This is a genomic window from Streptomyces sp. NBC_00647 (assembly GCF_045207245.1).
Classification (GTDB): Bacteria; Actinomycetota; Actinomycetes; order Streptomycetales; family Streptomycetaceae; genus Streptomyces.
In genome coordinates, this window is record NZ_CP109040.1 from 9,830,426 (window position 1) to 9,856,689 (window position 26,264).

The following is a 26,264-nucleotide window of genomic DNA, read 5'->3' on the forward strand; positions in this document are numbered from 1 at the left end:
CTCCGTTCTCCCTGAGCCTTCAGGGAGAGTGGTATTTCGCGTACCCGCTCCCGGCCGGCTTACCCGAGATGTTCGGATTCTTTCTCTCGTACTCGTGGGGCGACCGGACCCGTGCATTCCTGACTCGCCAGGCGCAGGCGTGGAGGCACCCGGGCAGTCACCCTGGGGAGTGCTCGAGACCCTCCGTGCGCACCGGTGGGAAACCGGCGGAGGCACAACCTCTACCTGAACGAACGTGATCCGGAGAGTCGACGCAGGCGCCGTACCGGGAGGAGTTCCTCATGGCCAAGGCAGTGGGCATCGACCTGGGCACCACCAACTCGGTGATCGCCGTGTGGGAGGGCGGCGAGCCGTCCGTCGTGCCCAACACCGAGGGCAACCGCACGACACCGTCCGTGGTGGCCTTCACCGACACCGGGGAACGTCTGGTGGGCCAGCTGGCCCGGCGCCAGGCGATCCTCAACCCGAAGGGCACCATCTACTCGGCCAAGCGGTTCATCGGCCGGCACTTCGACGAGATCTCCGAGGAGGCCAGGGCGGTGACGTACGACGTCGTCGAAGGCGACGGCGGGGCGGCGCGCTTCAAGGTGCGCGACAAGCTGTACGCGCCTGAGGAGATCAGCGCACAGGTGCTGCGCAAACTCGCCGACGACGCCTCCAAGCAGCTCGGGGAGCGGGTCACGGAGGCGGTCATCACGGTGCCCGCCTACTTCAACGACGCTCAGCGCACCGCCACCAAGGACGCCGGACGGATCGCGGGACTGGAGGTGCTGCGGATCATCAACGAGCCGACCGCGGCGGCCCTCGCGTACGGCATGGACAAGAAGGAGCACGAGACCGTCCTCGTCTTCGACCTGGGCGGCGGCACCTTCGACGTGAGCATCCTCGACGTCGGCGACGGCGTGGTGGAGGTCCGCTCCACCGCCGGCGACAGCCACCTGGGCGGCGACGACTTCGACCGGCGTCTGGTGGATTACCTCGCGGACGACTTCCAGAAGGAGAACGGCATCGACCTGCGCAAGGACCCGCAGGCGCTGCAACGATTGTTCGAGGCGGCGGAGAAGGCCAAGACCGAGCTCAGTTCGGTGACGCAGACGCAGGTCAGCCTGCCGTTCATCACCGCCGACGCCTCGGGGCCCAAGCACCTCACCGACTCGATCATGCGGTCCACGTTCGAGCAGATCACCGGCGACCTGGTGGAGCGCTGCCTGGGACCGGTGCAGCAGGCGATGGCCGACGCCAAGGTCGGCGAGAGCGACATCGACGAGGTCATCCTCGTAGGCGGCTCCACCCGTATCCCGGCGGTGCAGGCTCTGGTCCGCCGACTGACCGGCGGCAAGGAACCCAACATGAGCGTCAACCCCGACGAGGTCGTGGCCCTGGGCGCCGCGATCCAGGCCGGGGTGCTGAAGGGCGAGGTCAAGGACGTCCTGCTGCTCGACGTCACACCTTTGTCGCTGGGCGTGGAGACGCGCGGCGGAGTGATGACGAAGATCATCGAGCGGAACACCACCATCCCGGTGCGTCGCAGCGAGACCTTCTCCACCGCCGAGGACAACCAGCCGGCCGTCGATGTGGTGGTCCTCCAGGGCGAGCGCGAGCGGGCCGCCGACAACCGGGTGCTGGGCCGGTTCCAGCTCACCGACATCCGGCCGGCGCCGCGGGGCGAACCGCAGGTCGAGGTCACCTTCGACATCGACGCCAACGGGATCCTCAACGTCAAGGCCCGCGACCGGGACACCGGCAAGGAACAGGGCATCACCATCAGCGAGAGCTCCAACCTGGACCGCAGTGAGGTCGAACGCATGGTCCAGGAGGCCGAGCGCAACCAGGGCCAGGACCACGCACTCCGCGAGGCCGTCGATGCCCGCAACGAACTCGACGCCGTCGCATACCAGGTCGAGAAGCGCCTCGCCGAACTGGGCGACGCAGCGCCGGCGCACGAGAAGGCACGCGCCGAGATGCTCGTGTCCGACGCCCGGGCGGCGGTCAAGGAAGAGGCAGGCGTGGAGCGCGTGCGGCCCCTGACCTCCGAACTCCAGCAGGTGCTCGCCGGGCTGGTGGCCCATCAGGGCGCCGGCACCGCGGACGGCGGTCCCGGCCAGGATGCCGCCACCGGTGGTCCCACGAGCGGCGACGCCGGTGGCGACGATGTCATCGACGCGGAATTCGACAAGGGCTGAGGCGCGCCATGCCCACCCACCCCCAGGAACCCGGCCGGGCCGGGTCGGATCCGGTCGAACCAGCCCCGGAAGGCGCCGTACGCCCTCCTCGCGGGGATTTGCCGCAACCGGGCCCGCCGACCCGGCCGGAAGCGGCGAACGGCGAACCGGGACCCGACGCCGCCGGCCCCGCGCCTGCCGAGGACGAGTACACGACCGCGATCCAGGAACTGGAGGACCGCTGGCGGCGCGCACTCGCCGACCTCGACAACCTTCGCAAGCGTCACGCCAGGGAACTGGAGCGCGAACGGGCCGTCGAGCGGTCCCGCACGGCGGCCGCCTTCCTGCCCGTCCTCGACAACCTCGAACTCGCCCTGACCCATGCCGGCGCCGATCCGGGCGCGATCGTGGAGGGCATCCGGGCCGTACGCGACCAGGCCGTGAACGTCCTGGAACTGCTCGGCTACCCGCGGCACGCGGAGACCGGCGTCGCCTTCGACCCGGCCCGGCACGAGGTGGTCGGCGTCGTCCAGGAGCCGGACGCCCCACCGGGCACGGTCGTCGAGGTGCTGCGCCCCGGCTACGGGGACGGCGAGAGGCAGCTCAGGCCGGCCGCGGTGACCGTCGCGAAGCGGGAGTGACCGGCGATGGCACGGGACTACTACGAGGTGCTGGGCGTGTCGAGGAGCGCGAGCCAGGACGAGATCCAGCAGGCGTATCGCAAACTCGCCCGCAGGTACCACCCCGACGTCAACAAGGACCCCGGGGCGGAGGAGCGTTTCAAGGACCTCAACGAGGCACACAGCGTCCTGTCCGATCCCAAGACCCGGGCCCGCTACGACCGCTTCGGCGAGGACTTCCGCAAGATCCCCGAGGACTTCGACGAACGGGTCGCGGCCGGAGCGGGCGGCGGCTTCCACGGTCGGAGGACCGCAGGCGGTGGCGGTCCTCGCGTCCGGTACACCACCGGCTTCGGCGACGACTTCGGCGCGGAGGGCATCGACATCGAGGACCTGCTCGGCTCCATGTTCGGAGCCGACGCCGCCCGAGGCGGCGTCCCCGGAGCGGACCAGGAGGCCGAGCTGCCGCTCACCGTCGAGGAGGCGTACCGAGGCGGCCGTCGCACCGTCACGCTCGCCGGTCCCACCGGGCAGCCGCGGCGCTACGAGGTCGACGTGCCGCCGGGCGTCACCGACGGGCAGCGCATCCGGCTGGCGGGCGAGGGCGGCCGGGGCAGTGGTGACGCCGCCGCGGGCGACCTGTACCTGCGGGTGCGTATCCAGCCCCACCCCCGGTTCCGGCTGGACGGCCGCGACGTGCACATCCAGGTCCCGGTCGCCCCCTGGGAGGCGGCCCTGGGCGCGACCGTGCCAGTGCCCACGCCCGGCGGCGGCACGGCCAAGGTCACGGTGCCCGCGGGTTCGTCCAGCGGCCGGCGGCTGCGGCTGCGTGGCGAGGGCATGCCGAACCCGCGCGGCGCGAACGGCGATCTGTACGCCGAACTCCGCATCATGGTGCCGCCCGCCCTCGGCGACCGGGAGCGCGAACTGTTCGAGGAGCTCGCCGCCACTTCCTCGTTCGACCCCAGGAGGACGCGATGAACGACCGACGCGCGGGAGCGGCAGGCCGCGGCTGGGCCGACGGGGGCGCCCGGCCGGTACGAACGGGCGCAGACATCACCGCCACGACGGCTGTCCGGTACGCGCTCGTGCCCGCCCCCAGGCTCTCCCTCGACGCCGTGGCCCGTCTCTCGGGCCTCCACCCCGATCTGATCCGCCGGTTCGTCGCCCTCGGCCTGGTCGACGCCGAACGCGACGCCGCGGGACACCTGGTGTTCGACCCCACGGCCCCGGCGGTCCTTGCCCGCATACAGCGGCTGCGCACCGGACTCTGCCTCAACTACGCATCCATCGGCCTGGTGCTCGACCTGCTCGACCGCATCAGCCTGCTCGAAGCCGCCCTGCGCGGCCGCGGCACGAGGAGTGAAACACCCCCATGGACATGAACCGTCTCACCCAGAAGTCCCAAGGAGCCCTCCAGGAGGCCCAGACCGCGGCCGTCGGCATGGGGCACACCGAGGTCGACGGGGAACACCTACTGCTCGCACTTCTCGATCAGGAGGACGGTCTGATCCCGCGGTTGCTGCAACAGGCGGGCACCGAGCCGAAGGAATTGCGCGCGGCCGTACGTGAGGAACTCTCCCGCCGCCCGAAGGTCACCGGCCCCGGCGCGGCACCCGGCCAGGTCTTCGTCACCCAGCGCCTCGCCCGGCTGCTCGACGCCGCCGAACGGGAGGCCAAACGCCTCAAGGACGAGTACGTGTCCGTGGAGCACCTCCTGCTCGCCCTGGCTGAGGAGAGCTCTTCGACCGCCGCCGGGCGACTGCTCAAACAGGCCGGCATCACCAGGGACTCGTTCCTGAGCGCGCTCACCCAGGTCCGCGGCAACCAGCGCGTCACGTCCGCCAACCCCGAAGTGGCCTACGAGGCTCTGGAGAAGTACGGCCGCGACCTGGTCCTCGAGGCTCGGTCCGGGCGGCTGGACCCGGTCATCGGCCGTGACGCGGAGATCCGCCGCGTCACTCAGATCCTCAGCCGCAAGACCAAGAACAACCCCGTCCTCATCGGCGACCCCGGCGTCGGCAAGACCGCCATCGTCGAGGGTCTGGCCCAGCGCATCGTTCGCGGCGACGTCCCCGAGGGCCTGCGCGACAAGACGGTGTTCGCCCTCGACATGGGCTCCCTGGTCGCCGGTGCCAAGTACCGCGGGGAGTTCGAGGAACGCCTCAAGGCCGTGCTGTCCGAGGTGAAGGCCGCCCAGGGGCGCATCCTGCTCTTCGTCGACGAACTCCACACCGTCGTAGGAGCGGGCGCCGCCGAAGGGGCCATGGACGCGGGCAACATGCTCAAGCCGATGCTCGCCCGCGGCGAACTCCACATGATTGGCGCCACCACCCTCGATGAGTACCGCAAGCACATCGAGAAGGACGCCGCCCTCGAACGCCGCTTCCAACAGGTCCTGGTCGACGAGCCGAGCGTGGAGGACACCATCTCCATCCTGCGCGGCCTGCGCGAACGCCTCGAGGTGTTCCACGGCGTGAAGATCCAGGACACCGCGCTGGTCTCCGCGGCCACCCTCAGCCACCGCTACATCACCGACCGGTTCCTGCCCGACAAGGCCATCGACCTCGTCGACGAGGCGTGCGCCCGGCTGCGTACCGAGATCGACTCGATGCCCGCCGAACTCGACGAGATCACCCGCCGCGTCACCCGCCTGGAGATCGAGGACGCGGCCCTGTCCAAGGAGACCGACCCCGCCAGCAAAACCCGCCTGGAGGAGCTGCGCAGGGAGTTGGCCGACCTACGCGGCGAGGCCGACGCCAAACACGCCCAGTGGGAGGCCGAACGGCAGGCGATCCGCCGCGTGCAGGAACTGCGCCAGGAACTGGAGCAGGTCCGCCACGAGGCAGAGGAGGCCGAACGCGCCTACGACCTCAACCGCGCCGCCGAACTCCGCTACGGCCGACTCCAGGACCTGGAGCGCCGACTCGCCGCAGAGGAGGAGCAACTGGCCGCCAAACAAGGGCAGAACCGGCTGTTGCGCGAGGTCGTCACCGAGGAGGAGATCGCCGAGATCGTCGCCGCCTGGACCGGCATCCCCGTCGCCCGCCTCCAGGAGGGCGAACGCGAGAAACTGCTGCGTCTCGACGAGATCCTGCGCGAGCGTGTCATCGGCCAGGACGAAGCCGTCAAGCTCGTCGCCGACGCCATCATCCGCGCCCGCTCCGGCATCCGCGACCCTCGCCGCCCCATCGGCTCGTTCATCTTCCTCGGCCCCACCGGCGTCGGGAAGACCGAGCTGGCCAAGACGCTCGCCCGGACCCTGTTCGACTCCGAGGAGAACATAGTCCGCCTCGACATGAGTGAGTACCAGGAGCGGCACACCGTCAGCCGGCTCATGGGCGCACCGCCCGGATACGTCGGCTACGAGGAAGGCGGCCAGCTCACCGAGGCCGTACGCCGCAAGCCGTACTCCGTTGTGTTGTTCGACGAGATCGAGAAGGCGCACACCGATGTCTTCAACACCCTGCTGCAGATCCTCGATGACGGCCGCATCACCGATGCGCAGGGCCGCACCGTCAACTTCCGCAACACCGTGATCATCATGACGTCCAACATCGGCTCCGAGCACCTCCTCGACGGCGCCACCGCCGAAGGCGAGATCAAGCCCGACGCCCGCGCCCTGGTGATGGGCGAGCTGCGCGGGCATTTCCGCCCGGAGTTCCTCAACCGCGTCGACGACATCGTGCTGTTCAAACCGCTCGGCGAGCGGCAGATCGAGCGGATCGTGGAACTGCAGTTCGACGAACTGCGGCAGCGGCTCGCCGAACGCCGCATCACCGTGGAACTCACCGACACCGCCCGGGAAGTGATCGCCCACCAAGGCTACGACCCGGTGTACGGGGCCCGGCCACTGCGCCGCTACATCTCCCACGAGGTCGAGACACTGGTCGGACGCGCCCTGCTGCGCGGCGACGTCCGGGACGGCGCGACGGTCCGCGTCGACGCCGAACACGGAGATCTGGTGGTCACCTACGACCAGCCCGAGGACGTGAAGGGAGCGCGGGCGGCATGAGCACGATGCAGGCGACGACCGTCAGCTGTCCCAACTGCGGGCGCACCAACCGGGTGCCCGTGGCCGCGGAGGGCCGCCCCAAGTGCGGCCACTGCAAGCAGCCCATCCCGTGGATGGTGGACGCGGGCGACGCCGACTTCACCGAGGTCGCCGAGCGGGCGGACGTCCCCGTCGTGGTCGACCTGTGGGCCACCTGGTGCGGCCCCTGCCGCATGGTCAGCCCCGCGCTGGAGAAGGTCGCCACCGATCTCGCCGGCCGAATCAAACTCGTCAAGGTCGACATCGACAAGAACCCGCGGCTGTCGCAGCGTTTCGAGGTCCAGGCGGTACCGACACTGCTCGTCCTCGACCAGGGTGAGACGGTCGCCCGGCAGGCGGGGGCGGCGCCCGCCCCCGTTCTGCGCCAGTGGGTGGAACAGTCGATCACAGCTCGGGAAGGGTGATCCGGATGACCCTGCACGCAGACCCCCACCTCGCGCTTGTCCGGCCGGTCCAGCCGCTGACCCCAGAAGGGTGTCAGGAGTGTCTCCTGCGCGGCTCCCCGTGGGTCCACCTGAGGCTCTGCCTGACCTGCGGGCACGTCGGCTGCTGTGACTCCTCGCCGAACAAGCACGCGCGTAGGCACGCAGCTGCAGACGCCCATCCGATCGTGCAGTCGTTCCAGCCCGGCGAGGAATGGCGCTGGTGCTACGTTCACGAGGCGTTCGTCTGATGTCCGGCGACCAGCCGCTGCCGGGCGAAGAACTGGTGCCGGAGGAGGCGGACGGGGCCGTCTTCTGGGAGACCCCGGACATCTACGGCGCGTATCCGCGCCTTACGGAGGACCAGATAGCACGTCTGGCGGAGCACGGGCAACGCCGGAGCACGGCTCCGAACGACGTGCTGATCCAAGAGGGGGAGCGCTGCGAGACGCTCTTCGTCGTACTCGGCGGTACCGTCGCCGTCGTCGAGGACTACGGCGCTCCCGAGGAACACGTGCTGCGTGTGCACGGCCCCGGTCGCTTCATCGGGGAACTCGGGCTGCTGCACGGGCAGGTGGCCTTCTACACCGCTGTCGCCAGGGAGCCGGGCGAGGTCCTCGTCGTCTCCCTGGACCAATTGCGCCACCTGGTGTCCCAGGACTCCACCATCGGGGACCTCGTGCTGCGCGCCTGTCTGGGCCGTCGCGCGCTGCTCGTCGGACAGGGCGCCGGCTTCCGCATCATCGGCTCGCGCTACTCGCCCGACACCCGGCGGCTGCGCGAGTTCGCCATCCGCAACCGGCTGCCGCACCGCTGGATCGACCTGGAGACCGACGGGGAGGCCGAGGACCTGCTGCGCCGCTTCGGCGTCGGCCCGGAGGAGACACCGCTCGTCATCTGGCGGGACACCACCCTGTTGCGCAACCCCAGCAACGCGGAACTGGCCCGGCTCATCGGCCTTCCGTCACTGCCCGCCGGAAACCGTCACGGCGACGTCCTCATCGTCGGCTCCGGACCCGCCGGCCTCGCTGCCGCGGTGTACGCCGCCTCCGAGGGCCTGAGCACCACCGTGGTGGAGGAGATGGCCACCGGTGGCCAGGCCGGCACGTCGTCCCGCATCGAGAATCTGCTCGGCTTCCCCGCCGGCATCTCCGGCGCCGAACTCACCGAACGCGCCGTGCTCCAAGCCGACAAGTTCGGCGCCAGGATCAGCATCCCGCTGGAGGCGACCGGTCTCCATCCCAAGGACGAGGACCACTACGTGGTGGCGTTCGCCGACGGCAGCGAGATCGCCGCCCGCGCCGTCGTCCTGGCCACGGGCGTCCGCTACCGCCGGCTCCAGGTGCCCAACATCGAACGCCTGGAGGGAACGAGCGTCCACTACTCGGCGACCGTCTACGAGGCCCAGCAGTGCCGCACCGACCCGGTGGCCGTCGTCGGCGGAGGAAACTCGGCGGGCCAGGCGGTGCTGTTCCTCGCCGGGTACGCGCCGAAGGTGTACCTGCTGGTCCGAGGACCCAGCCTTGAGGCCAACATGTCCCGCTACCTGGTCGAGCAGGTCGAACGCCACCCGCGGGTGGAGGTCATGCTGCACACCGAGGTCACCGAGGTCATCGGCCAGGAGGTGCTGGAGGAGCTCGCCATGGTCGACAACCGCACGGGCGGACACCACCGACTCGCGGTACGGGGCCTGTTCGTCTTCACCGGCGCCGACGCCCACACCGAGTGGCTCGCCGGCATCATCGCTCTCGACTCCCGCGGCTTCGTCCTCACCGGTCCGGAGGCCCAGGAAGCCTGCGCCCACCCCGAGGTGTGGCACGGCCGCGGGCGCTCGTGCATGACTCTGGAGACCAGCCTGCCAGGGGTCTTCGCGGTAGGGGACGTCCGTAGCGGCTCGGTCAAGCGGGTGGCCTCGGCGGCCGGTGAGGGCGCGATGGCCATCCACTTCGTGCACCGGCACCTGGGGCACTCGGCCGCACCCGGCACCACGGGCACGTCCGCTGCCGCGGGCGGCTCGGATGTCTCCCCACGCATACGGCACAAGGAGTCCGCATGGCTCGCATGACGAATGGCGGGCGATGAGATCACGAGAAGGAAGATGGAGGCGATGGCGGTGGCCGTGCCCGTCCGGCGGCACCGCGGTGGCGGTCTGAAGGAAAGGCCCGTCTGGGCACCCACCCCTCTCACCCCCTGGTCGAGGTCGACGAACTGCTCAACCAGGTGATCGGCCCGCTGGAGTCGGCGGCGGGCGCGTGGACGCCTCTCGCGAACGTGTCGGAGTCCGAGGACGCGTTCCGTCCCGGCCGGTCGGGGCTCCTGGTTCCGTTCGCATGAGGACGCGAGGGATGCCTTGGCGGCATCGGCATCGGCATCGGCATCGGCGTGGGCGTGGGCGTCGGCACTGGCCTGGGCGTTGGCGTCGGTGGAGCGGAACGCGGCGCGTTCGCTGACGGAACCGGATGCGTGTCCGACGCCGGAGCCGCGCCGACGGCGGTACCCGGCCCGGTCGCGCCTGCCCGCGATGATGTGGGGGTATCCGGAGCCGCCACAGGCAGGCGCGGACGCGGCACGAGGAGAGCGCGCTGTGGGCACGGACACGGGCGGCGGTGACCGGGCAGACGGAAAACCGGCGCGAGTCGGGAATGCAACAGCAGCGACCGCACGTTGACCATCGCCGACCGACTCTCCTACCCCGGGAAGAAGGCAGCCCCATGACGTCCTCGCCGACCACCATGCGTGCCGTACGGCTCTCCGGCCCCGGCCCCGTGGACAACCTGAGGCTGAGCACGCTCCCGCTGCCGCCCGAGAGGGCCGGCTGGGTGCGCATCCGTGTCGAGGCGTTCGGCCTCAACCGCTCGGAGCTGAAGCTTCGGCTGGGCCTGAGCGTGGGCGCCGACTTCCCCCGGGTTCCGGGCATCGAGGCCGCCGGCACCGTCGATGCGGCACCGGCCGACAGCGGGCTGGCTCCCGGGCAGAAGGTCGTCGCGATGATGGGGGACATGGGGCGCACGTACGACGGTGGCTATGCCGAATACACGTCCGTGCCGCTGTCCCAGGTCATCCCCGTCGAGACCGACCTGCCCTGGGAGGTGCTGGGCGCCCTGCCGGAGATGGTCCAGACCGCCTACGGCTCGCTCACCATCGGCCTGGACCTGAAACCCGGTCAGTCCGTGCTGATCCGTGGCGGCACCTCCTCGGTGGGCCTGGCCGCCGCCGCGCTGGCCACATGGCGCGGAGCCACGGTGCTGTCCACCACCCGCCGGGCCGGCCGCCTGTCTCTGCTGAAGGAGCACGGCGTCGACCATCCCCTGCTCGACACCGGGGAGGTCGCGCCCGCCGTGCGCGAGCTGTATCCGGACGGAGTCGACGCGGCCCTTGACCTCGTCGGCACGCCGACCCTGCCCGACACCCTGCGCGCCGTACGCGTGCACGGCACGGCCTGCTTCGGAGGCAGCCTCTCCAACCAATGGACCGTGCGGGACTTCTCCCCGAACGAGTACCTGCCGAGGGGGGTGCGCCTGGCGGGTTACTTCGGTGACGCCGCCGACCTGCCTCGGGAAGCCTTCCAGGACATCCTCGACGCGGTCGCGGCCGGCCGGCTGTCCTTCCCCGTGGACCGCGTCTACCAAGGTCTGGAAGAGGTCCAGAAGGCCCACGACGACATGGAGCACGACCGCGCAACCGGCAAGCTCGTCGTCCGCGTCCGGCATCGGCGCCAGTAGCCGCCGGAGACCGGTTATGGCGCGCCAGTAGCCGTTGTAAACCGGTTACGGCGTCCCCCTACTCTCAGGTCGATACAGCGCTGCCCACCTCGCCACACCTACCCGTGCAGTGCGCGCCCGCGCGCAGGCCTCGAGCCCCGTCGTCCGACCGGCGACCGGGACCCCTCCGCCGAGGGCCCGTCGGCCGCCCGGGCTCGCGGCCTGCGCGAGCCGTCAGCCTTCCTCGCGCAGGCCCCATGGCGAGCCGTACTCGGTGAGCAGGTCGAGGAAGGGGCGGGGCGGCAAAGCCTCCGGACCGAGGACGCCGCCGGCCGACCAGGCTCCGCCCGCGACGAGTTCGAGGGCGATGACGGGGTTGATGGCGGTCTGCCACACCACCGCCTGGGATCCGTACTGACGCATCGACCATTCATTGTCGACCACGTGGTAGAGGTAGACCTCGCGCGCCGAGCCGTCCTTGGTGCCCTTGACCCAGGTGCCCGCACAGGTCTTGCCGGTCATGCGGTCGCCCAGTGTGGCCGGGTCGGGCAGGCAGGCGGCGACCACGTCGCGCGGGGAGACCGCCACAGGTCCGTTCTCGGAGGGGACGGTGACCTTCTTGGTGGCGTCCAGACCCAGCTCGTGGAGGGTCTTCAGCTTGGTGATGAAGTCGTCACCGAGGCCGTACTTGAAGGTCACGCGGCGGGCGTCGACCCAGCGGGGGATGAGCAGCACTTCCTCGTGCTCGACGTTGACGCACTCCACCGGGCCGATGCCCTCGGGGAAGTCGAAGATCTCCGGTTCGCTGAAGGGGGCGGTGGTGAACCAGCCGCGCTCCTTCTCGTAGACGACCGGGGGATTGAGGCACTCCTCGATGGTCGTCCAGATACTGAAGGACGGCGCGAAGTCATAGCCCTCGACGGTCAGGTTGGCGCCGTCACGGACGCCGATCTCCTCGATCTCGTCGAAGAGTTCGTCGGCTGCGTACCGGGCGAAGACGTCCGAGAGGCCCGGCTCCACGCCCATGCCGACCAGGGCCAGCCGCCCGGATCGCTCCCACGCACCGGCCTGTTCGAACTGCGCGTCGCCGAGCTTCACGCCGCATCGCTCGTACGGGTGGGTGGCGTGCGGCGCGGACAGGGACATCGCCATGTCGACATAGTGCGTGCCCGCCGCGAGGGCCGCGTTGAACAGCGGCATCACGAACCGTGGATCGGTCGCGTTGAGCAGGGCGTCACAGTTCTCTTCGGTGAGCGCCCGACGTACGGCGTCCTCGTCGGAGGCGTCCAGGCGCCTCGCGCTGAACCGGTCCCCATGTTGCTCGAGCGCCGCGACGGCCGCTTCGGCGCGGGCGAGGTCGTAGTCCGCGACGACCATGTGGGTCAGGAAGTCGCGGCGGGCCGCGATCCGGGTGACGGCCGTGCCCACACCGCCGGCGCCCACGAGAAGCACTCGCATGTCACACACCTTTCGTTGCCGGAGACGCACGCCTCCGGGGCTGGATCGATGCAACGGGATGTCCTGGCGTAAAGTCAACGAAGTTGGCATAAGAGCCGCGCGGCGCGCAGGGAGAGTCGGTATGGGGAAACAGGTGGTGCCGGAGGTGGCACGGCGCAGGCGCCGGCCGACGAGGCAGGGCACGGTGCTGTCCGAGAAGCTGATCGTGCAGACGGCGTTGCGGATGCTGCGGGAGCACGGCAGCACGGGGCTGACAGCACGCAGGCTCGGCGCGGCACTCGGCGCCGACCCCAGCACCCTCTACCGGTACTTCGCCGGACTGGACGACCTGACCAGGGCCATCGGCGAGGAGCTGATGGGGCGGGCGCTGGACACCTGGACGGCCACCGGAGACTGGCGGTCCGACCTGCGGGTCCTCGGCGGGGCCATTCACGCCTCCTACCTCGCCGATCCCCAGGCCGCCGTGCTGACCGCCAGCCGCGTCACCGGACGGCCACGGGAGATCGCGGTGGACGAGACGATCCTGGGCATCCTTCGTTCCGCGGGCTTCCCGGACGCGGACGCGGTCGTCGTGTACCACGCGTTCATCGACCTCACGCTGGCCTTCGCCGCCCTGGACGCCGGATCGCTGGCGCTGACGGGCGAGGCCCGCGCGGCGGACGAGGAGATGTGGCACTCCACCTACGCCGAACTGCCCGCCGACACCCACCCGCACATCGCGGCCACCGCGCGGCTCCTGGCCGGGCGGATGACCCACAGCGCGTATCCCGTCGTCCTCGACACACTCCTGAACAGCGCGGCAGAGCAGCTCTCCTGGGCACGCGCGCGGCGGTATCCCGACGCCGCGAGCGCACAGAAACCCTGACCAAACCCTGACCCCAAGGCTTATGCCAACGCCGTGGACCCCTTCTCCTATCCGCGCGTTCCTCATCACCGCGACGTTCCGACGGCAGCGTGACCTGTGCCGCGATCCGGCGTCCGGACCCGCGCCGACGGTCGTCCGGCAGGACCGGCACCTCGCGAGCGAGCCCGGTGCGGCGGGCACACCTCGCCGTGACGTACGTACACGCCCTGGCGATAGCCTCTGGCCATGCCGAGCTTCGAGATCACACCGATAGGCACGGTCCGGAACAACCGGACGGACGTCCAGCACACGGACAACTGGGGTGCTGTCCGCAGCACGATCACCATCGACGAACGCTTCGGCGAGGCGTGCCTGCAGGGTCTGGAGGGCTTCTCCCACGTGGAGGTCCTCTTCGTCTTCGACCAGCTCCCGGAACTCGACGACTACAGCGAACCCCGCCCCTACCGCGGCCGCTCCGACCTCCCGCCCGTCGGTGTCTTCGCCGGCCGCGGCCCCCGCAGACCCAACCGCATCGGGGTGACGTGCTGCGCCATCGATGCCGTCCACGGCCGTGAACTGACGGTGGTCGGCCTCGACGCGGTTTCGGGTACCCCGGTCATCGATCTGAAGCCGACGATGGCGGAGTTCAGCCCGGCGGACATCAAGCAGCCGGAATGGGTCAGCCGCATGATGTCGGAGTACTTCCAGCCGTAGGCGGGATCCGAGGGCGAAGCCCGGAAACGCCCAGCTCGGCGACCTCGGCACTACTGCCCGGTCCGGCCTGCGTGGCGGAGGCGGAGTCGGCTTCCCGCGGTACGCGCGTACTGGGCTCAGCCGAAGTCGGGGATCGGATGGCCGGGGACGAGTGCCGCGGCGATCCGCTGGGTGATCGTCTGGGCGGTGTGACCGTCGGGGGTGTTGTGGCCCTTGGTGGTCGACACCGCGATGGCCAGGTCCTTCGCCGGAAGGTATGCCTGCGCGGCGGTGTAACCGAAGAACAGCGGGTGTTGGGAGATCCAGTCGTTCAGGACGAGCAGGCCCATTCCGTAGTGGGTCGCTTCGGTGTTCGCGATGCATACCGTTGCCGGGCAGGTCTTGGTGGCGTGGCCCAGGCCCACCGTCCCGGGGTTCAGCAGCTCCTGGTAGGCGGACGGGGAGAGCAGCTCGCCCGAGCCGATGCCGGCGGCGGAGCGGGCCAGGTCGCAGATGTCGGTGGTCTGCACCGCTCCTGGAGCGGTGGTCCATGAGGGGTTCCAGAAAGAGGACTCCTCGTACGTTCCGCGGTCGGCGGTGAAAGCGTGCAGGACAGGGGTCGGAATGTCGGGTGTAGAGCTGTTGCTGGTCTCGCGCAGACCGAGGGGACCCATGACCTTCTGCCGGAGCAGGACGTCGAGCGGAGTCCCGGTGATCTTCTCCAGGGCGGCGCCGAGGAGGACGAAGTTGGCGTGCGAATAGCTCCAGTTGGTGCCCGGCTCGTACCACAGAGGCTTACTGGTCGAGATGGCCACCAGTTCCTCGGCCGTCCACTGGCGGAAGGGGTCCGCGTAGACGGCGTCGGAGAAGCCGGGAGAGGTGACGTAGTCGATGAGTCCGGAGGTGGAGGCGCCGAGCATGCGCAGGGTGATCCGGTTTCCGAGGCCGTGCGGAAGGTCGGGGAGCCATCGCCCGACGGGGTCGTCGAGGCCGACCTTCCCCTCGTCGACCAGCCGCAGGAGCGTCGTGCCCATGTAGCTGATGGCCACGTTGCCGTTCCGGAAATGCATGGCGGGTTCGGCCGGCACCCCCGTCATCGACTCGCCGAGAGCGGTGGTGATGACCTCGCGGCCGTCGACGGTGACGCGCAGGATGACGGACTTGAGGTCCATTTCCCTCTTGGCCTGCTCGGCGATCCGCAGGATGTCGCGTGCCGGGCCGCGGTCGGGCAGCCGAGAACTGACGCAGGGCCGACGGTGGCCACCGTCGCTCGCCGCTCCGCTGGCGGCCGTAGCGGGGGAGCAGAGGGCGATCAGGGCAGAGACCGCGGTCAGGCGCAGCAGGGTAGCCGGGTGCATGGGTCGCATGTCCCGCAGTATCGGATCGGACCGCCCGGGCGGCGGCCCGGCGACCGCACGACCCGCAAGAACATCACCCATCGGGCTGCCCGCGGCGCGGTACGGACGTGCGGTCGACAGCAAACGCCGACATCCTGGGCGAGGTTCACGAAGCTCCCCTCCGCTGCCTCGAATTCAGGCTTCAGAACCGCACCGACCTCATCCATGAAGCGTTGCGTCATGACTCGTTCTCGAAGAGCGGATGTCGAAGAGCGGGATGTCGATGGAGGGTGGAGGCGGATCAAGTACGTCGCGAAGTCGGTCGAGGGCTGCACGCCATCGTTTCCAGTCACCTGGGTCGACCCAGCTCGAGGCCCGCTCGCTGTCGTCGCTGACGATGACGGTGAGGGCTTCGGCGGCGAGAGTCCGAAGATCGGGGGCGAAGTCCGGCATCGATGTCTCGGGGCCGTAGGGCGTGTCGACGGGTTCACCGCCTGGGCATTGCGCCGCGATCAGGCTGGCGGCGGCCACCGCCTCTTCGGCTTCCTTGAGGTAGCCGGTGGCGTTCACCGTGCGCGTGAGGACGCCGCGGATCAGGCGCTCGCGTTCCTCGGGCCCGGCGTCGTCGAGTGCGTCGGCGAAGTCGGCCGCTGTGTCGTTGTCGAAGGGGCCGGTGTCCCAGGTGCCCATGATGATCTCCTCGCGTCGTGCCGGGATCGTCGCAGCAGTCACTGACAACACGGCGGGGGCGCGGACAGATCTCGCCTGAGTGGGGGCCCGGACGGCTCGGCCGGACATCGGCAATTGTCCGTCTCGGCTCGCACCTCCGCTTCGCGGCGCGTGCAGCGCTACCATCCCCGGATCTCCGGCCAACCGTGACACCGACGGGAACGACCGGCTGGACCCTCACCGATCACGGGACAGAGGGACTGTCTGGGGGGAAGCCCAACTGGTCGAGCAGCGTGGTGAACAGGTCTTCCACGAAGGTCTCGTGTGATCGAAGCAGCTCCTCGATGCGGGAGTGCTGAGCTCTGCCCGGGAGGCCGGCGGCTGCTGCCCATGCAAGGGCGCCGGTGGCGTCGGCGCGAACGTCCGCGTCGAGCTCCGCGCGCTTGCGCCTGACGGCGTCGTGGAAGTCAGGTGTGTCCAGCCACAGAATCTCATCGTCGAGGTCCTCGGGCTCATCGGCCAGGAGCCTTGCCGCCTTGTCCAGGTTGAGCCATGCCTGCCACCGCCGGCCGGTGGTGTCCAGTCCGGTCAGGAGGGCAAGGTCGCTGTCGGAGACGTCGGCGACGCAGGCAGGCGCCCTGCTCCATTCGACCAGGGCGGGCAGGCAGGCGTCGTCCCATATCCCGTGATCGAGCTCGAGCGTCTGCCAGCCCCCGGGCCGTGTCTCCCATGCGTGCACGGTGTCCTTCAGTTCTTCTTCGACGCTGTCGAACACGGGTGCTTCCAGCAGCGGGTGGTTGCTCCGAGCAAAGACCAGGTGACCCGAGAATCCCACGGGAGTTCCTCCTTCGAGATGATGGACGGACCCTATGGGCTTCCACTGACAACGCAGAGATGGTGGCGTCCACTTGAGGCGGGCCGACTCACCTGCCGAGCCTGCGACGAGCCGATGAGGGCTGCGGCGACGGCGACGCATGCGAGGGGCCGTTCCACTTTGCGTTCATCCGTGAACCGGCGGCAGGGGCCGCTGCCGCGCCAGGCACCGACCTCCGCGCCAGGCACCGACCTCCGCGCCAGGCACCGACCTCCGCGCCAGGCACTGACCTCCGAGCCAGGCGACGCCCTCCGAGCCAGGCGCCGCCCTCCGCGCGGTCAGCCGTACCGGCAGAAAAGTGCCTGGAGGTACTCCTCCAGGCGCTGGGCGAGCACCACTGATGTCACATCTTCTCGCCCGAGTTCTCGCCAAGGCTCGGCGACCTTCTCCGCGTTCGGTGCGAAGGCCAGTGCATCCAGCAGGCGCCAGTAGAGGTGATCGGCAGGGTCGCCGCTGAGCGTTCCACCGGCTGCGACGTAGTGATCGGCGAACCGCATTCCGGCAGGCGCTCCGTGCAGCAGAGCAAGATTGGTGGAGCAGTGGGCGACGTCAAGGTCAGCGGGTCCCCAGGACGTCTCCACCCAGTCCACGACACCCGTGATCGTCAAACCGGCTCCTTCTCCCTCGAAGAGCACGTTCCCGGGGTGGAAGTCACGGTGCAGGAAGCAAGGCCGGTAGCCCGGGGGCGGTCGCCGGATCACCTCCACGGCACGCTGCCACACCTCCGGCCGTCTCGAGCCCTCGGGAAGCCGCACCCGCTCTGGACCGGTCCACGCTTCGTAGGTGCGCGGCCGGGCTCCTTCTGGAACGTTCACCTCGTGGATCGCCAGCAATTGCCGGGCAAGGAGCCATGACTTCCGCTCGATGTCCTCGTCACCCAGCCGGACACTCCCTGGAAGCAACGACATCAGCAGCGAAGGATGGTCGCAGTGTTCGGCTGCCGCATCAACACCGTGAAGACGAGCGGTCGGCACGGCGGTGTCCGCGAGCAGGCGGAGTATGTCTGCCTCCCGTGTGAGCAGTCCCAGCGCGTGCTTCACGAAGAACGGTTTGACGAAGGACCGGAGCGCGACGGAGTACGGCTCACGATCCCCCTCGATGTCCAGGCGGCGCATCTGCGATGTCCAGCCCCCTCGCAGGCGTTCCACAGCGCGGATCCGGTCTCCGGGGCGCAAGTTCCGCTCCACCCACCTCCGCGTGCTGGACCAGCCCAGGTCATCGAATTCAGCCTCGACCACCGCCGCGCTCTCGTCCTCAGCCATGACGACAGCCTATTGATCTTCTCACTCACGCACGGGGCATGACGGACAGCCGTGACAGCATTGGCGGCGGCGGACGGCGCTGCCTGGACCTCGACAGCTTGGTGTTCCGTCCGACCCCGAGCGGTCTAGGGTGGGTGGGGCTGGTGTCACGGCACCGCGTGACCGACGGCAACGCGTCGACGGGACCAGGTTCGTGATCCGGCCAAGCTCTGTCATAGGTGGGGGTCTTCGTGGGGTGGAGTCCGTCGGTCCACAAGTTCGTCGGCGGTGGTGAGGCGCCCGTTTCGCCGGACCTGGAGCTGGTACGGGCTGTTCTGGAGCCGCACGATGTCGGGGACCCGCAGCTGACGGTGGGTGAGGACGGGAGCCTGGGTTTCTGGATCCGGGCCTCCGACGGCAGTGAGGCAGAGGTCTTTGTCGATGAGTACGGCATCACGGTGCACCGTCCACAGGCCGGCGGCGTCTTCGGCATTGTCGCGGAACTGGTCTCCCGGCTGGGCGCGGTCATCATCGACCCGGGCAGCGGCCGAGTCGTATGCCGGCAGGAGCAGCACGCCGACCTTCCGCCAGAGATGCAACACGGTGCCATCGTCATCGAGATGACGGCCGAGGCCGTCGAGACCGCTCTGACCGGGCCGCGTCGACCTTGACGGCGAGACTCCGGCGGCCGGCGAATCGCCGCTGCCCTCGTCGAACTGCCCGGCCTGCGCAGGGCGGCCCACCGCCTCTCCCGTCGTGTGGCCCGCAACCGCAACCGCAACCGCCACCGCAGGCCCGGCGCCACCGCACTTTGCTCCCCTCCACCCGCAGCCGAAGGCGTCAGAACACCCATGCCCCGCATACCTACTTGCATCCTGAGCAGTTCCTCACCGGTCCACATCAGCGACGGACACCACGCCGACCGGTTCGTCGAGATCGGTTCCCTCACCAAAGTCGTCACCAGCACTGTCCTGCAGCGCATGGAAGCCACCGGCGTCCTGCGCAGCGACGACCCGCTCGAACGTTGGCTGAACGTCCCGGCCGGCAGCGGTATCACCTTGCGCCACCTCGCCCAGCACACCTCCGGGCTGCCCCGCCTGCCGCCCCGGACCTCACGCCGCGACCCCTACGCGGCATTCGACGACCGGGCGCTCCAAGAAATCCTGGAACGCCTGCCTGCGCTCGTTCAGAGCCCGCCGGAGCAGCACGAGGAATACTCCAACCTCGGCTACGCCATCCTGGGCCGGGCCCTCACCGTGGCTGGTGAGGCGACGTACGAGGAGCTCGTGCACAGCTACGTCCTGGGCCCGTTGGGCATCAGCGACGTCGCCGTCCTCCCGCCCCGAGAGCGGTGCCTGCTCGCTCCGGGCAGGCTGCGCAAGGAACGCCGTCCGTGGACCATGTCGGGAGCGATCCTCCCCGCCGGGGGACTGTGGGCCACCCCTGACGCCGCGGCCGCCCTCGTCGTACGCCTGCTCATCGACCGAGCCCTCGGCGACCCCGGCCTCGCCTGGCAGACAGCCGGTCCCCTCCTGTGGCACAACGGCGCCACCCGCGACGCGTCGGTCTTCGCCGGCGCCATGCCCGACGGCCGCTGGGTCCTCGTACATCGCCTCAACGGCTCGCCCGACGCCACGGACCAGCTCGGCCTGCACTCACTCAAGAACCAGCAGACGCCCCCGTCCTGACGGAAAGGATCTGAAGGGCCTGCCCTCGGCCTGCCCACCCGTCCGTACGGTCGAAGCCGTAGGACCGCGGTCAGGCGGCGGCCAACCGTCTTATGATCAGGCCCTGTTCCAGATCCTGCAGCGATCCCTCGGGTAGGTGACGTTGAGTTGACCGCGGAAGCGCCGGCGCTGTTGCAGGCGGCCGGAGCGGAAGGCATCGAGCACCCTGGCGGCACACTGCTGGCGCACCTGCAGCGCGTCAGCGGTCTTCTCTCCTCCTGGGGCGCTCGCCCGGAGCTGGTGTCGGCCGGGCTGTGTCACGCGTTCTACGGGACCGACGGGTTCCCGGTCGTGCTGTGGGACTTGGGGCGTCGCGCGGAACTCGTCGAGGCGATCGGCGCCGAAGCCGAGGGACTCGTCTACGTCTACGCGTCCTGTGACCGCGAGGCCTCCTACCGCGGCCTGGCCGAGGACACGGGCCCGTTCGTCAACCGGTTCACGGGCGCACAGATGTCTGCGTCCCGCGCAGCGCGCAGGGACTTCGCAGAGCTCACCGCCGCCAACGAGCTGGACGTAGCCGCAAACAGCCCGGAGATCCGCTCCCGTCACGGGGCGGACCTGCTGGGCCTGTTCACTCGATGGCGGCCCCTGCTGTCCGAGCCCGCCTGGGCGCATTGCGGCAGGGTGCTGAACCGGACGTGACCCACTGGCCGGCGGCCGCCACCTACACCCAGCAAGCCGGGCGCGACGAATCGCCGAGACCTGGCGACTGACTGCGTCAGGTTCCGTTCACGTCGTCTGCCACCTGTGGGAGTAGCCCTCTCGCAGAGGTCCGCCGATCAGCTCCAGGAGTTCCTTCACCGCGGCTGCCAACGGAGTCGGATCAGCTTGCTCTGCCACCGTTTGGTGTCCGTCCAGCAACGCCGTGCCCAGGTCGGGGTCCGCCGCCACGAGTCGGCGGGGCAGCCATTTGCCGATCCCCGTCCACACACCATGGTGAGCCGTGACGAGTTCGGCAGCCTCCCGCAGCAGGTGGTCCGCGATGACCAGTTGCTCATGGCGCCTTGATGGCGGGGTGTCGACCAGGTCGTCGAGATAGCAGGTCAGCACATAGCGGCCGTGACGCCACTGCTCTGCCGTCAGGGGCGGTGGTCCCATGGTGACGACCTCTTCTGCCAGCTGACGCGTGCGGGCGGCATGTCCGTGGGGGTCCGTCAGTGTCACCCCTTGGGCGTAGACGAAGACCACGGTCGCCCGTCGACGAGCACGGTCCCACTCGAAGAACTTGGGCACGTCCCCGATGGAGTTGAGGAACAGCTCCACAAGGCGCCCTTCGTGACGGATCACCTCCCGGCCGCTCGCGGCAGAGTCCGGGAGGAGGATGCCGATGTCGAGGTCGCTGGTCGGAGTGGAACGGCCTGCGGCAGCCGACCCACCGAGAACGGCCCCCAGTGCCTGCGGGAACAGAGCTTCCACCAGGCGACCCGCGTGAGCGGACGCAGCTTCTTGATCACTCATGGACCTTCATGGTGCCAGCCGGTTCGCTGAGTGTGCATTGCTCCGGACGCTTACCTAGGGCCGGCTCGGTTCGCAGGTGCCCGTGTTCAGGCCGGCAGGGAGGCGAGCCAGCCGGTCAGGATCTCGTTGACCTCCTCGCGGCGCTCCTGCTGGATCCAGTGGCCACAGCCGTCAAGGACGTACGAGGAGACCAGACCGGGCAGGGTGGTGGGGTATGCCTGGATCGCCTCGGCCATCCAGGTGGTGGAGGCGTCCAGCGCCCCGCCGAGGAACAGGGACGGCTGGGTGATGGGCTCGCCCTTGAAGCCGACCAGGTCCTCCCAGTCCCGGTCCATGTTCCTGTAGCGGTTGAGCGCTCCGGGCAGGCCGGAGCGCTCGAACTCCCCTGCGTAGACGTCGAGGTCGTCCTCGCTGAGCCAGGCGGGCAGCCGTCCGGTGGGGAAGCGGTCACGCAGTGTCCCGCCGCGGCTGACGAAGTGCGGGTCCGGGGCTCCGGGTGCGGGCATGGTCTCGGCCGAGAGGGCGGCGTAGAAGCCCGCGAGCCAGCCGCGGACGTCGGGTTCGATCTCGGCCTCGGCCCGGCCGGGCTCCTGGAAGTAGGAGACGTAGAACTCCTCGTCGCCGCCCATCTGCGCGAAGATCTCGCTGGGCCGCGGTCCACCGGGGGGCGCGTACGGAACGCTGAGCAGTCCGACCGCGCGGAAGACGTCCGGGCTGACGAGGGCGGAGTTCGCGGCGATGGTCGAGCCCCAGTCGTGCCCGATGATCACCGCCGTCTCCTCGCCGAGCGCCCGCACCACGGCCACGTTGTCCTCGATCAGGTCGAGCATCCGGTATGCGGCCGCGCTCTCGGGCTTGGAGGAACGCCCGTAGCCGCGGACGTCCATGGCGACCGCGCGGTACCCGGCTGCGGCCAGCACCGGCAGCTGGTGGCGCCAGGAATACCAGGACTCCGGGAACCCGTGCACCAGCAGTACCAAGGGCCCAACGCCCTGCTCCACCAGGTGGATCCTGCCGGCGGGAGAGGGGACCAGACGATGTGTGACTTCCGTGGCCTGGGCGGGCTGCGACATGAATCCTCCAGGGTTGTCGATCGATCCGTGTGCGTCGAATGAGCCACAGACCGGTCCAGGGGCAGCGTGCCTGCGGCTCAGGCAATGATCGTGCGGCAGGCCTGGAGGCCGCCACGAGTCCTGTTGCCGCTTCGGCAAACGCGTCCCGTCCCGTCACTCGCCCGGCTCGTCCCCCACGTCGGCGCGGTCCCGTCGGCCCGACCTCGACACGGCCGGGTCCAGGCGCACCACGATGGTCGGGGCGCTGCAGGACGGTTACGACGGCTTCCGTGGTCGCGCGTCCGGTGCCGCGCAAGGGCCCCTCCTGGCGACCTGAGGCGTTGTCAGGATTCGAGGGGTTCGGCGAAGTGCCGGAAGCCGGTGCGCTCGCGGTGGATGTCCCACAGCAGGCCGGCCAGGACGTCGGGGTCCTTGCGGGCATCGCCCGCCGTGATGGCTCCGGGGATGATCAGCTGGGCGACGTGGACGCCGTCCGGGGCGAGCTGGTCGTGGAGCAGGTGGGCGTAGGCGCTTTCAGCGGCGAAGGCGATCGAGGTGCCGGCGCGTTCGGCGTGCGGCTGGACGGCGGAGCCGCCGTTGACGAACAGCATGGTTCCCCGGCCCAGTTCGCGCATGCCCGGCAAGACATTGCGTACCGCCGTGACCGGGCCGCGGACGGAGAACGCGAAGGGGCCTTCCAGGTCGGCGGCGGTGGTCTCCAGGAGGGGCTTCATGAAGTCCTTGTGCGGTACGGGGCTGTACTGCATGACCTCGATGGGGCCGAGGGTGCTGCTCGCGGCGTCCAGCGCGGCGTCCAGAGTGGCGGGGTCCAGGACGTCGGCGGCGAAGCCGCGTGCGGTGATGCCGTCCTCGCCGAGTTGGGCCACAAGGGTGTCAAGGCGGGGCCGGGAGCGGGAGATGAGGGCGATGTCGAAGCCCTGGCGGCCGAAGCGGCGGGCGACGGCGGCACCGAGTCCGGGGCCGGCACCGATGAGGGCGAACGTGGTCACGAGGCACTCCTTGCGACGTACTGACGGGACTGGGTCAGGCGGGGTCAGTTTGAGGGTGCTGGTGCTGGTGCTGGTGCTGGCGCGGGCACGGTCGATGGCCATCGGGGGACCTGGGCACGGGCGGGCGCGCCGGCCGCCGGGGTTGGGGCCGTAACGCTGCGACACGCCCATGCGTCCGAGCCCGATGGCGGAGACCTCGAGGCCCTGGCCGAGCGTACGTGTATGCACGATCGAACTCCCTCAAGTGAGCGCGGACAGCGGCTGGTCGGGTGCGGACGTGTGCCACGGGGTGCTGACCGCGGGGTGCCCTGCGGCGGCCGGTGGTCAGGGCTTGAGCAGGGCCTTGATGGCGCGGCGCTCGTCCATGGCCTTGTAGCCTTCGGCGACCTCGGAGAGCGGCAGTTCCAGGTCGAAGACCTTGCCGGGGTCGATTCGGCCGGACAGGACCCGGTCGATCAGGTCGGGCAGGAACTCCCGTACGGGGGCCGGGCCGCCGCGTAGGCCGACGTGCGAGGAGAACAGTTCGGTGCCGTCGATCCGCACACCGTGGGGGACGCCGACGAAGCCGACGTTGCCACCGGGCCGGGTGGAGTCGAGAGCCTGCTGCATCGACTGCTCGTTGCCCACGCACTCGAGCACGCGGTCGGCGCCGATCCCGCCGGTCATCTCCTTGATCCGGGCCACGCCCTCCTCGCCGCGTTCGGCGACGATGTCGGTGGCGCCGAACTCGCGGGCCAGCTTCTGGCGGGACGCGTGCCGGGACATGGTGATGATCCGCTCCGCGCCTAGTTCCTTGGCGGCGATGACCGCGCACAGCCCCACCGCTCCGTCGCCAACCACGGCGACGGTGTCACCGGGCCGGACCTGGGCGGCGACGGCCGCGTACCAGCCGGTGCCCATCACGTCCGAGCAGGCCAGCAGGCTGGGAACGTACTGTTCGGCGGGCAGTTCGGGGGTGGCGACCAGGGTGCCGTCGGCCAGCGGAACGCGCAGCCGCTCGGCCTGGCAGCCTTCCGCGCCGACGAACTCGCGGTGCAGACAGTTGGTCTGGTAGCCGTTCCGGCAGTTCGCGCAGGTGTTGTCGGAGGCCATGAACGAGCCGACGACGAACTGGCCCGGCTTGACGGTCTTCACGTCGTCGCCGACCTCTTCGACGACGCCGACGTACTCGTGTCCGAACGGGGTGGGCTGCTCAACCGGGTTGATACCGCGGTAGTCCCACAGGTCCGAGCCGCAGACACAGGTGGCGACGGTGCGGATGACCGCGTCGGTCGCGTTGACGATCTTCGGGTCGGGGCGCTCCTCGAAGCGGACGTCGCCGGGAGCGTAGAGGACTGCTCCGCGCATGATGGTGCCTTTCTCAAAGAAGGGGGACCGCGTCCCGCCGGGGGAAGAGCCGGGCGCGGGAGTCGAAGGTGGGGTGGGTCAGGCGGTTCGGGTACTGCGGCGCGGGCCGCCGTATTCGCCGTCGGTGACGTGGTCGAGCCAGTTGACCTCGTCGGTCTCCCACAGGGCGATGTGCACCATGAAGTGGTCGGGGGCGGCGCCGTGCCAGTGCTCCTCGCCCGGCGGCGTCCAGATCACGTCGCCCGGGTGGGCTTCGAGGATGTCTCCGCCGCGGGACTGGATCAGGGCGGTGCCCTCCACGATGCAGAGGGTCTGGCCCACGCCGTGGGAGTGCCAGGCGGTGCGGGCGCCGGGCGAGAAGCGCACCGCGTTCGCGCGGGCCCGGGAGGGGGCCTCGCCGCGGTAGATCACATCGGCCCAGGCATCCCCGGTGAACCAGGTCTCCGGCAGCTTGATCGTCGGCTGCTTCTTCAGAAGCTCCATGGTTTCGTGTCTCTCCTTGTGCGTGTACGTTCCGTACGGGGGTGGTGAGCCGGTCGGTCAGGAACCCTCGGCCTCGTCGAAGATCTCCTCACCGACTGAGCCTCCCCCCCATACAGCGGCGGATCCGGTGCGATACTGTCGACCATGACGCGCAACGCACCCCTCGACGAGCTGGGCGAGTTCCTCAAACAGCGCCGGGTCGCGCTCAGCCCCCGCACGGTGGGACTGCCGGAGACCGGCATCCGCCGGGTCAAGGGGCTGCGCCGTGAGGAGGTCGCCCAGCTCGCCGCCATCAGCACCGACTACTACACCCGGGTCGAGCAGGGCCGTATGCAGGCGTCCGCGCCGGTCCTGACCACCCTGGCTCAGGTACTCCACCTGGATGACGACCAGCGCGACTACCTGTTCGAACTGGCGGGCAGGACGAGCCGCCCCCGGCGCCGCCCGATGCAGAAGGTGCAGCCGTAGCTCCAGCGGGTCCTGGACGACCTGACGGCGACACCGGCCATCGTCATGGGCCGCCGCATGGGTATTCTCGCGTGGAATTCGCTCGCTGCCGCATTGGTGACAAATTTCGGGGAGGTTCCCGAAAAGAAGCGGAATTACACCCGGATTCTTTTCACCGACCCGGCGATGAGAACTCTGTATGCCGACTGGGGGAGTGTGGCGCGCACCGCGGTGGCCCAGCTACGGATGGAGGCGGCGAAATACCCGGACGACTCCCGGCTGACCGCCCTGGTCGGTGAGCTGTCGGTGCAGGACGCCGACTTTCGGCAGTGGTGGGCCGCCCGTCATGTCGCCGCGCGAACGATCGGCACCAAGACCCTCAACCACCCCGTCGCCGTGAAGCTGGTGCTGGACTGGGACACCCTCACCGCCAGCACCGACCCGGACCAGCAACTCGTCGTCTGGACCGCCGAAGTCGGCACTCCCGGCCGCGACGGACTGCGCATCCTCGCTTCCTGGGCCGCCGACCGGCATCTGACTGCCTCCTCGGACCCGGCGGCCTGACCAGCGGCCACGCCGGCCCAACGGGGATGAGCAAGGGTGCGACCACCCGGACAGGTGTGGGCATCGGCACGGCGCACAGCGAGGTCTGACAGCCACCGTGG

The 26,264-nt window shown here is 69.8% G+C and carries 24 protein-coding genes and 1 pseudogene; 15 read left to right on the plus strand and 10 right to left on the minus strand.

Annotation, left to right across the window (positions count from 1 at the left end):
- Positions 1-281 precede the first annotated feature (281 nt).
- The 9 genes from dnaK (at position 282) to OG788_RS43385 (ending at position 10,980) form a co-directional block, all read left to right on the plus strand.
- Positions 282-2,183, plus strand: coding sequence for a molecular chaperone DnaK (gene dnaK, locus OG788_RS43345; protein WP_406376374.1), 1,902 nt, complete (start codon positions 282-284; stop codon positions 2,181-2,183).
- Between the two features lie 8 nt (positions 2,184-2,191).
- A complete protein-coding gene (gene grpE / locus OG788_RS43350; protein ID WP_406376375.1) occupies positions 2,192-2,803 on the plus strand; it encodes a nucleotide exchange factor GrpE in 612 nt (203 codons plus the stop codon).
- Positions 2,804-2,809: 6 nt separating this feature from the next.
- On the plus strand, positions 2,810-3,763 hold the full coding sequence (locus OG788_RS43355; RefSeq protein ID WP_406376376.1) for a DnaJ C-terminal domain-containing protein: 954 nt from the start codon (positions 2,810-2,812) through the stop codon (positions 3,761-3,763).
- The gene (locus tag OG788_RS43360; protein ID WP_406376377.1) at positions 3,760-4,167 is read left to right on the plus strand and encodes a chaperone modulator CbpM; all 408 of its coding nucleotides are present in this window, start codon (positions 3,760-3,762) and stop codon (positions 4,165-4,167) included. The genes OG788_RS43355 and OG788_RS43360 overlap by 4 nt, the downstream gene beginning before the upstream one ends.
- Positions 4,158-6,797 (plus strand): ATP-dependent chaperone ClpB, encoded by a 2,640-nt coding sequence (gene clpB, locus OG788_RS43365; protein ID WP_406376378.1) that lies wholly within the window; start codon positions 4,158-4,160, stop codon positions 6,795-6,797. Before OG788_RS43360 ends, clpB begins: the two co-directional genes overlap by 10 nt.
- Positions 6,794-7,240, plus strand: coding sequence for a thioredoxin (gene trxA, locus OG788_RS43370; RefSeq protein ID WP_406376379.1), 447 nt, complete (start codon positions 6,794-6,796; stop codon positions 7,238-7,240). Before clpB ends, trxA begins: the two co-directional genes overlap by 4 nt.
- A gap of 5 nt (positions 7,241-7,245) precedes the next feature.
- A complete protein-coding gene (locus OG788_RS43375; RefSeq protein WP_406376380.1) occupies positions 7,246-7,509 on the plus strand; it encodes a UBP-type zinc finger domain-containing protein in 264 nt (87 codons plus the stop codon).
- The gene (locus OG788_RS43380) at positions 7,509-9,323 is read left to right on the plus strand and encodes an FAD-dependent oxidoreductase (RefSeq protein ID WP_406376381.1); all 1,815 of its coding nucleotides are present in this window, start codon (positions 7,509-7,511) and stop codon (positions 9,321-9,323) included. Before OG788_RS43375 ends, OG788_RS43380 begins: the two co-directional genes overlap by 1 nt.
- Before the next feature lie 646 nt (positions 9,324-9,969).
- Positions 9,970-10,980, plus strand: a complete 1,011-nt coding sequence (locus OG788_RS43385) for a zinc-binding dehydrogenase (protein WP_406376382.1) — start codon at positions 9,970-9,972, stop codon at positions 10,978-10,980.
- A gap of 213 nt (positions 10,981-11,193) precedes the next feature.
- On the opposite strand, the gene OG788_RS43390 is transcribed toward OG788_RS43385, so the two are convergent.
- Positions 11,194-12,417, minus strand: coding sequence for a saccharopine dehydrogenase family protein (locus OG788_RS43390; protein ID WP_406376383.1), 1,224 nt, complete (start codon positions 12,415-12,417; stop codon positions 11,194-11,196).
- Positions 12,418-12,538: 121 nt separating this feature from the next.
- Here OG788_RS43390 and OG788_RS43395 point away from each other — a divergent pair, with 121 nt between their 5' ends.
- Together OG788_RS43395 and OG788_RS43400 are read left to right on the plus strand one after the other, a co-directional pair.
- The gene (locus OG788_RS43395) at positions 12,539-13,282 is read left to right on the plus strand and encodes a TetR/AcrR family transcriptional regulator (RefSeq protein ID WP_406376384.1); all 744 of its coding nucleotides are present in this window, start codon (positions 12,539-12,541) and stop codon (positions 13,280-13,282) included.
- A 225-nt stretch (positions 13,283-13,507) separates the two neighbouring features.
- Positions 13,508-13,975: an SAM-dependent methyltransferase gene (locus tag OG788_RS43400; RefSeq protein WP_406376385.1), complete on the plus strand. Its 468-nt coding sequence runs from the start codon at positions 13,508-13,510 to the stop codon at positions 13,973-13,975.
- A gap of 116 nt (positions 13,976-14,091) precedes the next feature.
- Here OG788_RS43400 and OG788_RS43405 read toward each other — a convergent pair whose 3' ends face one another.
- The 4 genes from OG788_RS43405 to OG788_RS43420 all read right to left on the minus strand — a co-directional run bounded on the left by OG788_RS43405 (position 14,092) and on the right by OG788_RS43420 (position 18,096).
- Positions 14,092-15,321, minus strand: coding sequence for a serine hydrolase domain-containing protein (locus OG788_RS43405; protein ID WP_406376386.1), 1,230 nt, complete (start codon positions 15,319-15,321; stop codon positions 14,092-14,094).
- A gap of 189 nt (positions 15,322-15,510) precedes the next feature.
- Positions 15,511-15,981: a DUF4259 domain-containing protein gene (locus OG788_RS43410; protein ID WP_406376997.1), complete on the minus strand. Its 471-nt coding sequence runs from the start codon at positions 15,979-15,981 to the stop codon at positions 15,511-15,513.
- Positions 15,982-16,204: 223 nt separating this feature from the next.
- A complete protein-coding gene (locus tag OG788_RS43415) occupies positions 16,205-16,795 on the minus strand; it encodes a hypothetical protein (protein WP_406376387.1) in 591 nt (196 codons plus the stop codon).
- A gap of 317 nt (positions 16,796-17,112) precedes the next feature.
- Complete coding sequence (locus tag OG788_RS43420; RefSeq protein ID WP_406376388.1) at positions 17,113-18,096, minus strand: phosphotransferase family protein; 984 nt, start codon at positions 18,094-18,096, stop codon at positions 17,113-17,115.
- 230 nt (positions 18,097-18,326) lie between these two features.
- On the opposite strand from OG788_RS43420, the gene OG788_RS43425 reads away from it, so the two are divergent.
- The 3 genes from OG788_RS43425 (at position 18,327) to OG788_RS43435 (ending at position 20,444) form a co-directional block, all read left to right on the plus strand.
- Positions 18,327-18,746: a hypothetical protein gene (locus OG788_RS43425; protein ID WP_406376389.1), complete on the plus strand. Its 420-nt coding sequence runs from the start codon at positions 18,327-18,329 to the stop codon at positions 18,744-18,746.
- A gap of 180 nt (positions 18,747-18,926) precedes the next feature.
- The gene (locus tag OG788_RS43430) at positions 18,927-19,763 is read left to right on the plus strand and encodes a serine hydrolase domain-containing protein (protein ID WP_406376390.1); all 837 of its coding nucleotides are present in this window, start codon (positions 18,927-18,929) and stop codon (positions 19,761-19,763) included.
- Between the two features lie 147 nt (positions 19,764-19,910).
- The gene (locus OG788_RS43435; RefSeq protein WP_406376391.1) at positions 19,911-20,444 is read left to right on the plus strand and encodes a DUF6817 domain-containing protein; all 534 of its coding nucleotides are present in this window, start codon (positions 19,911-19,913) and stop codon (positions 20,442-20,444) included.
- Between the two features lie 87 nt (positions 20,445-20,531).
- Here OG788_RS43435 and OG788_RS43440 read toward each other — a convergent pair whose 3' ends face one another.
- From OG788_RS43440 to OG788_RS43460, 5 genes are all read right to left on the minus strand, one after another.
- Entirely contained in the window at positions 20,532-21,260 is a 729-nt protein-coding gene (locus OG788_RS43440) for a nucleotidyltransferase domain-containing protein (protein WP_406376392.1), read from the minus strand.
- An 86-nt stretch (positions 21,261-21,346) separates the two neighbouring features.
- Entirely contained in the window at positions 21,347-22,333 is a 987-nt protein-coding gene (locus OG788_RS43445; RefSeq protein ID WP_406376393.1) for an alpha/beta fold hydrolase, read from the minus strand.
- A gap of 323 nt (positions 22,334-22,656) precedes the next feature.
- A complete protein-coding gene (locus tag OG788_RS43450; RefSeq protein WP_406376998.1) occupies positions 22,657-23,322 on the minus strand; it encodes an SDR family NAD(P)-dependent oxidoreductase in 666 nt (221 codons plus the stop codon).
- A gap of 324 nt (positions 23,323-23,646) precedes the next feature.
- Positions 23,647-24,669 carry a zinc-dependent alcohol dehydrogenase family protein gene (locus OG788_RS43455; RefSeq protein WP_406376394.1) on the minus strand — a complete coding sequence of 341 codons (1,023 nt, stop codon included), beginning with the start codon at positions 24,667-24,669 and terminating at the stop codon, positions 23,647-23,649.
- A gap of 78 nt (positions 24,670-24,747) precedes the next feature.
- Positions 24,748-25,152: a cupin domain-containing protein gene (locus OG788_RS43460; RefSeq protein WP_406376395.1), complete on the minus strand. Its 405-nt coding sequence runs from the start codon at positions 25,150-25,152 to the stop codon at positions 24,748-24,750.
- A gap of 144 nt (positions 25,153-25,296) precedes the next feature.
- Between OG788_RS43460 and OG788_RS43465 the strand changes: the two are divergent.
- A pseudogene (locus OG788_RS43465) lies at positions 25,297-26,163 on the plus strand (helix-turn-helix domain-containing protein).
- Positions 26,164-26,264 lie beyond the last annotated feature (101 nt).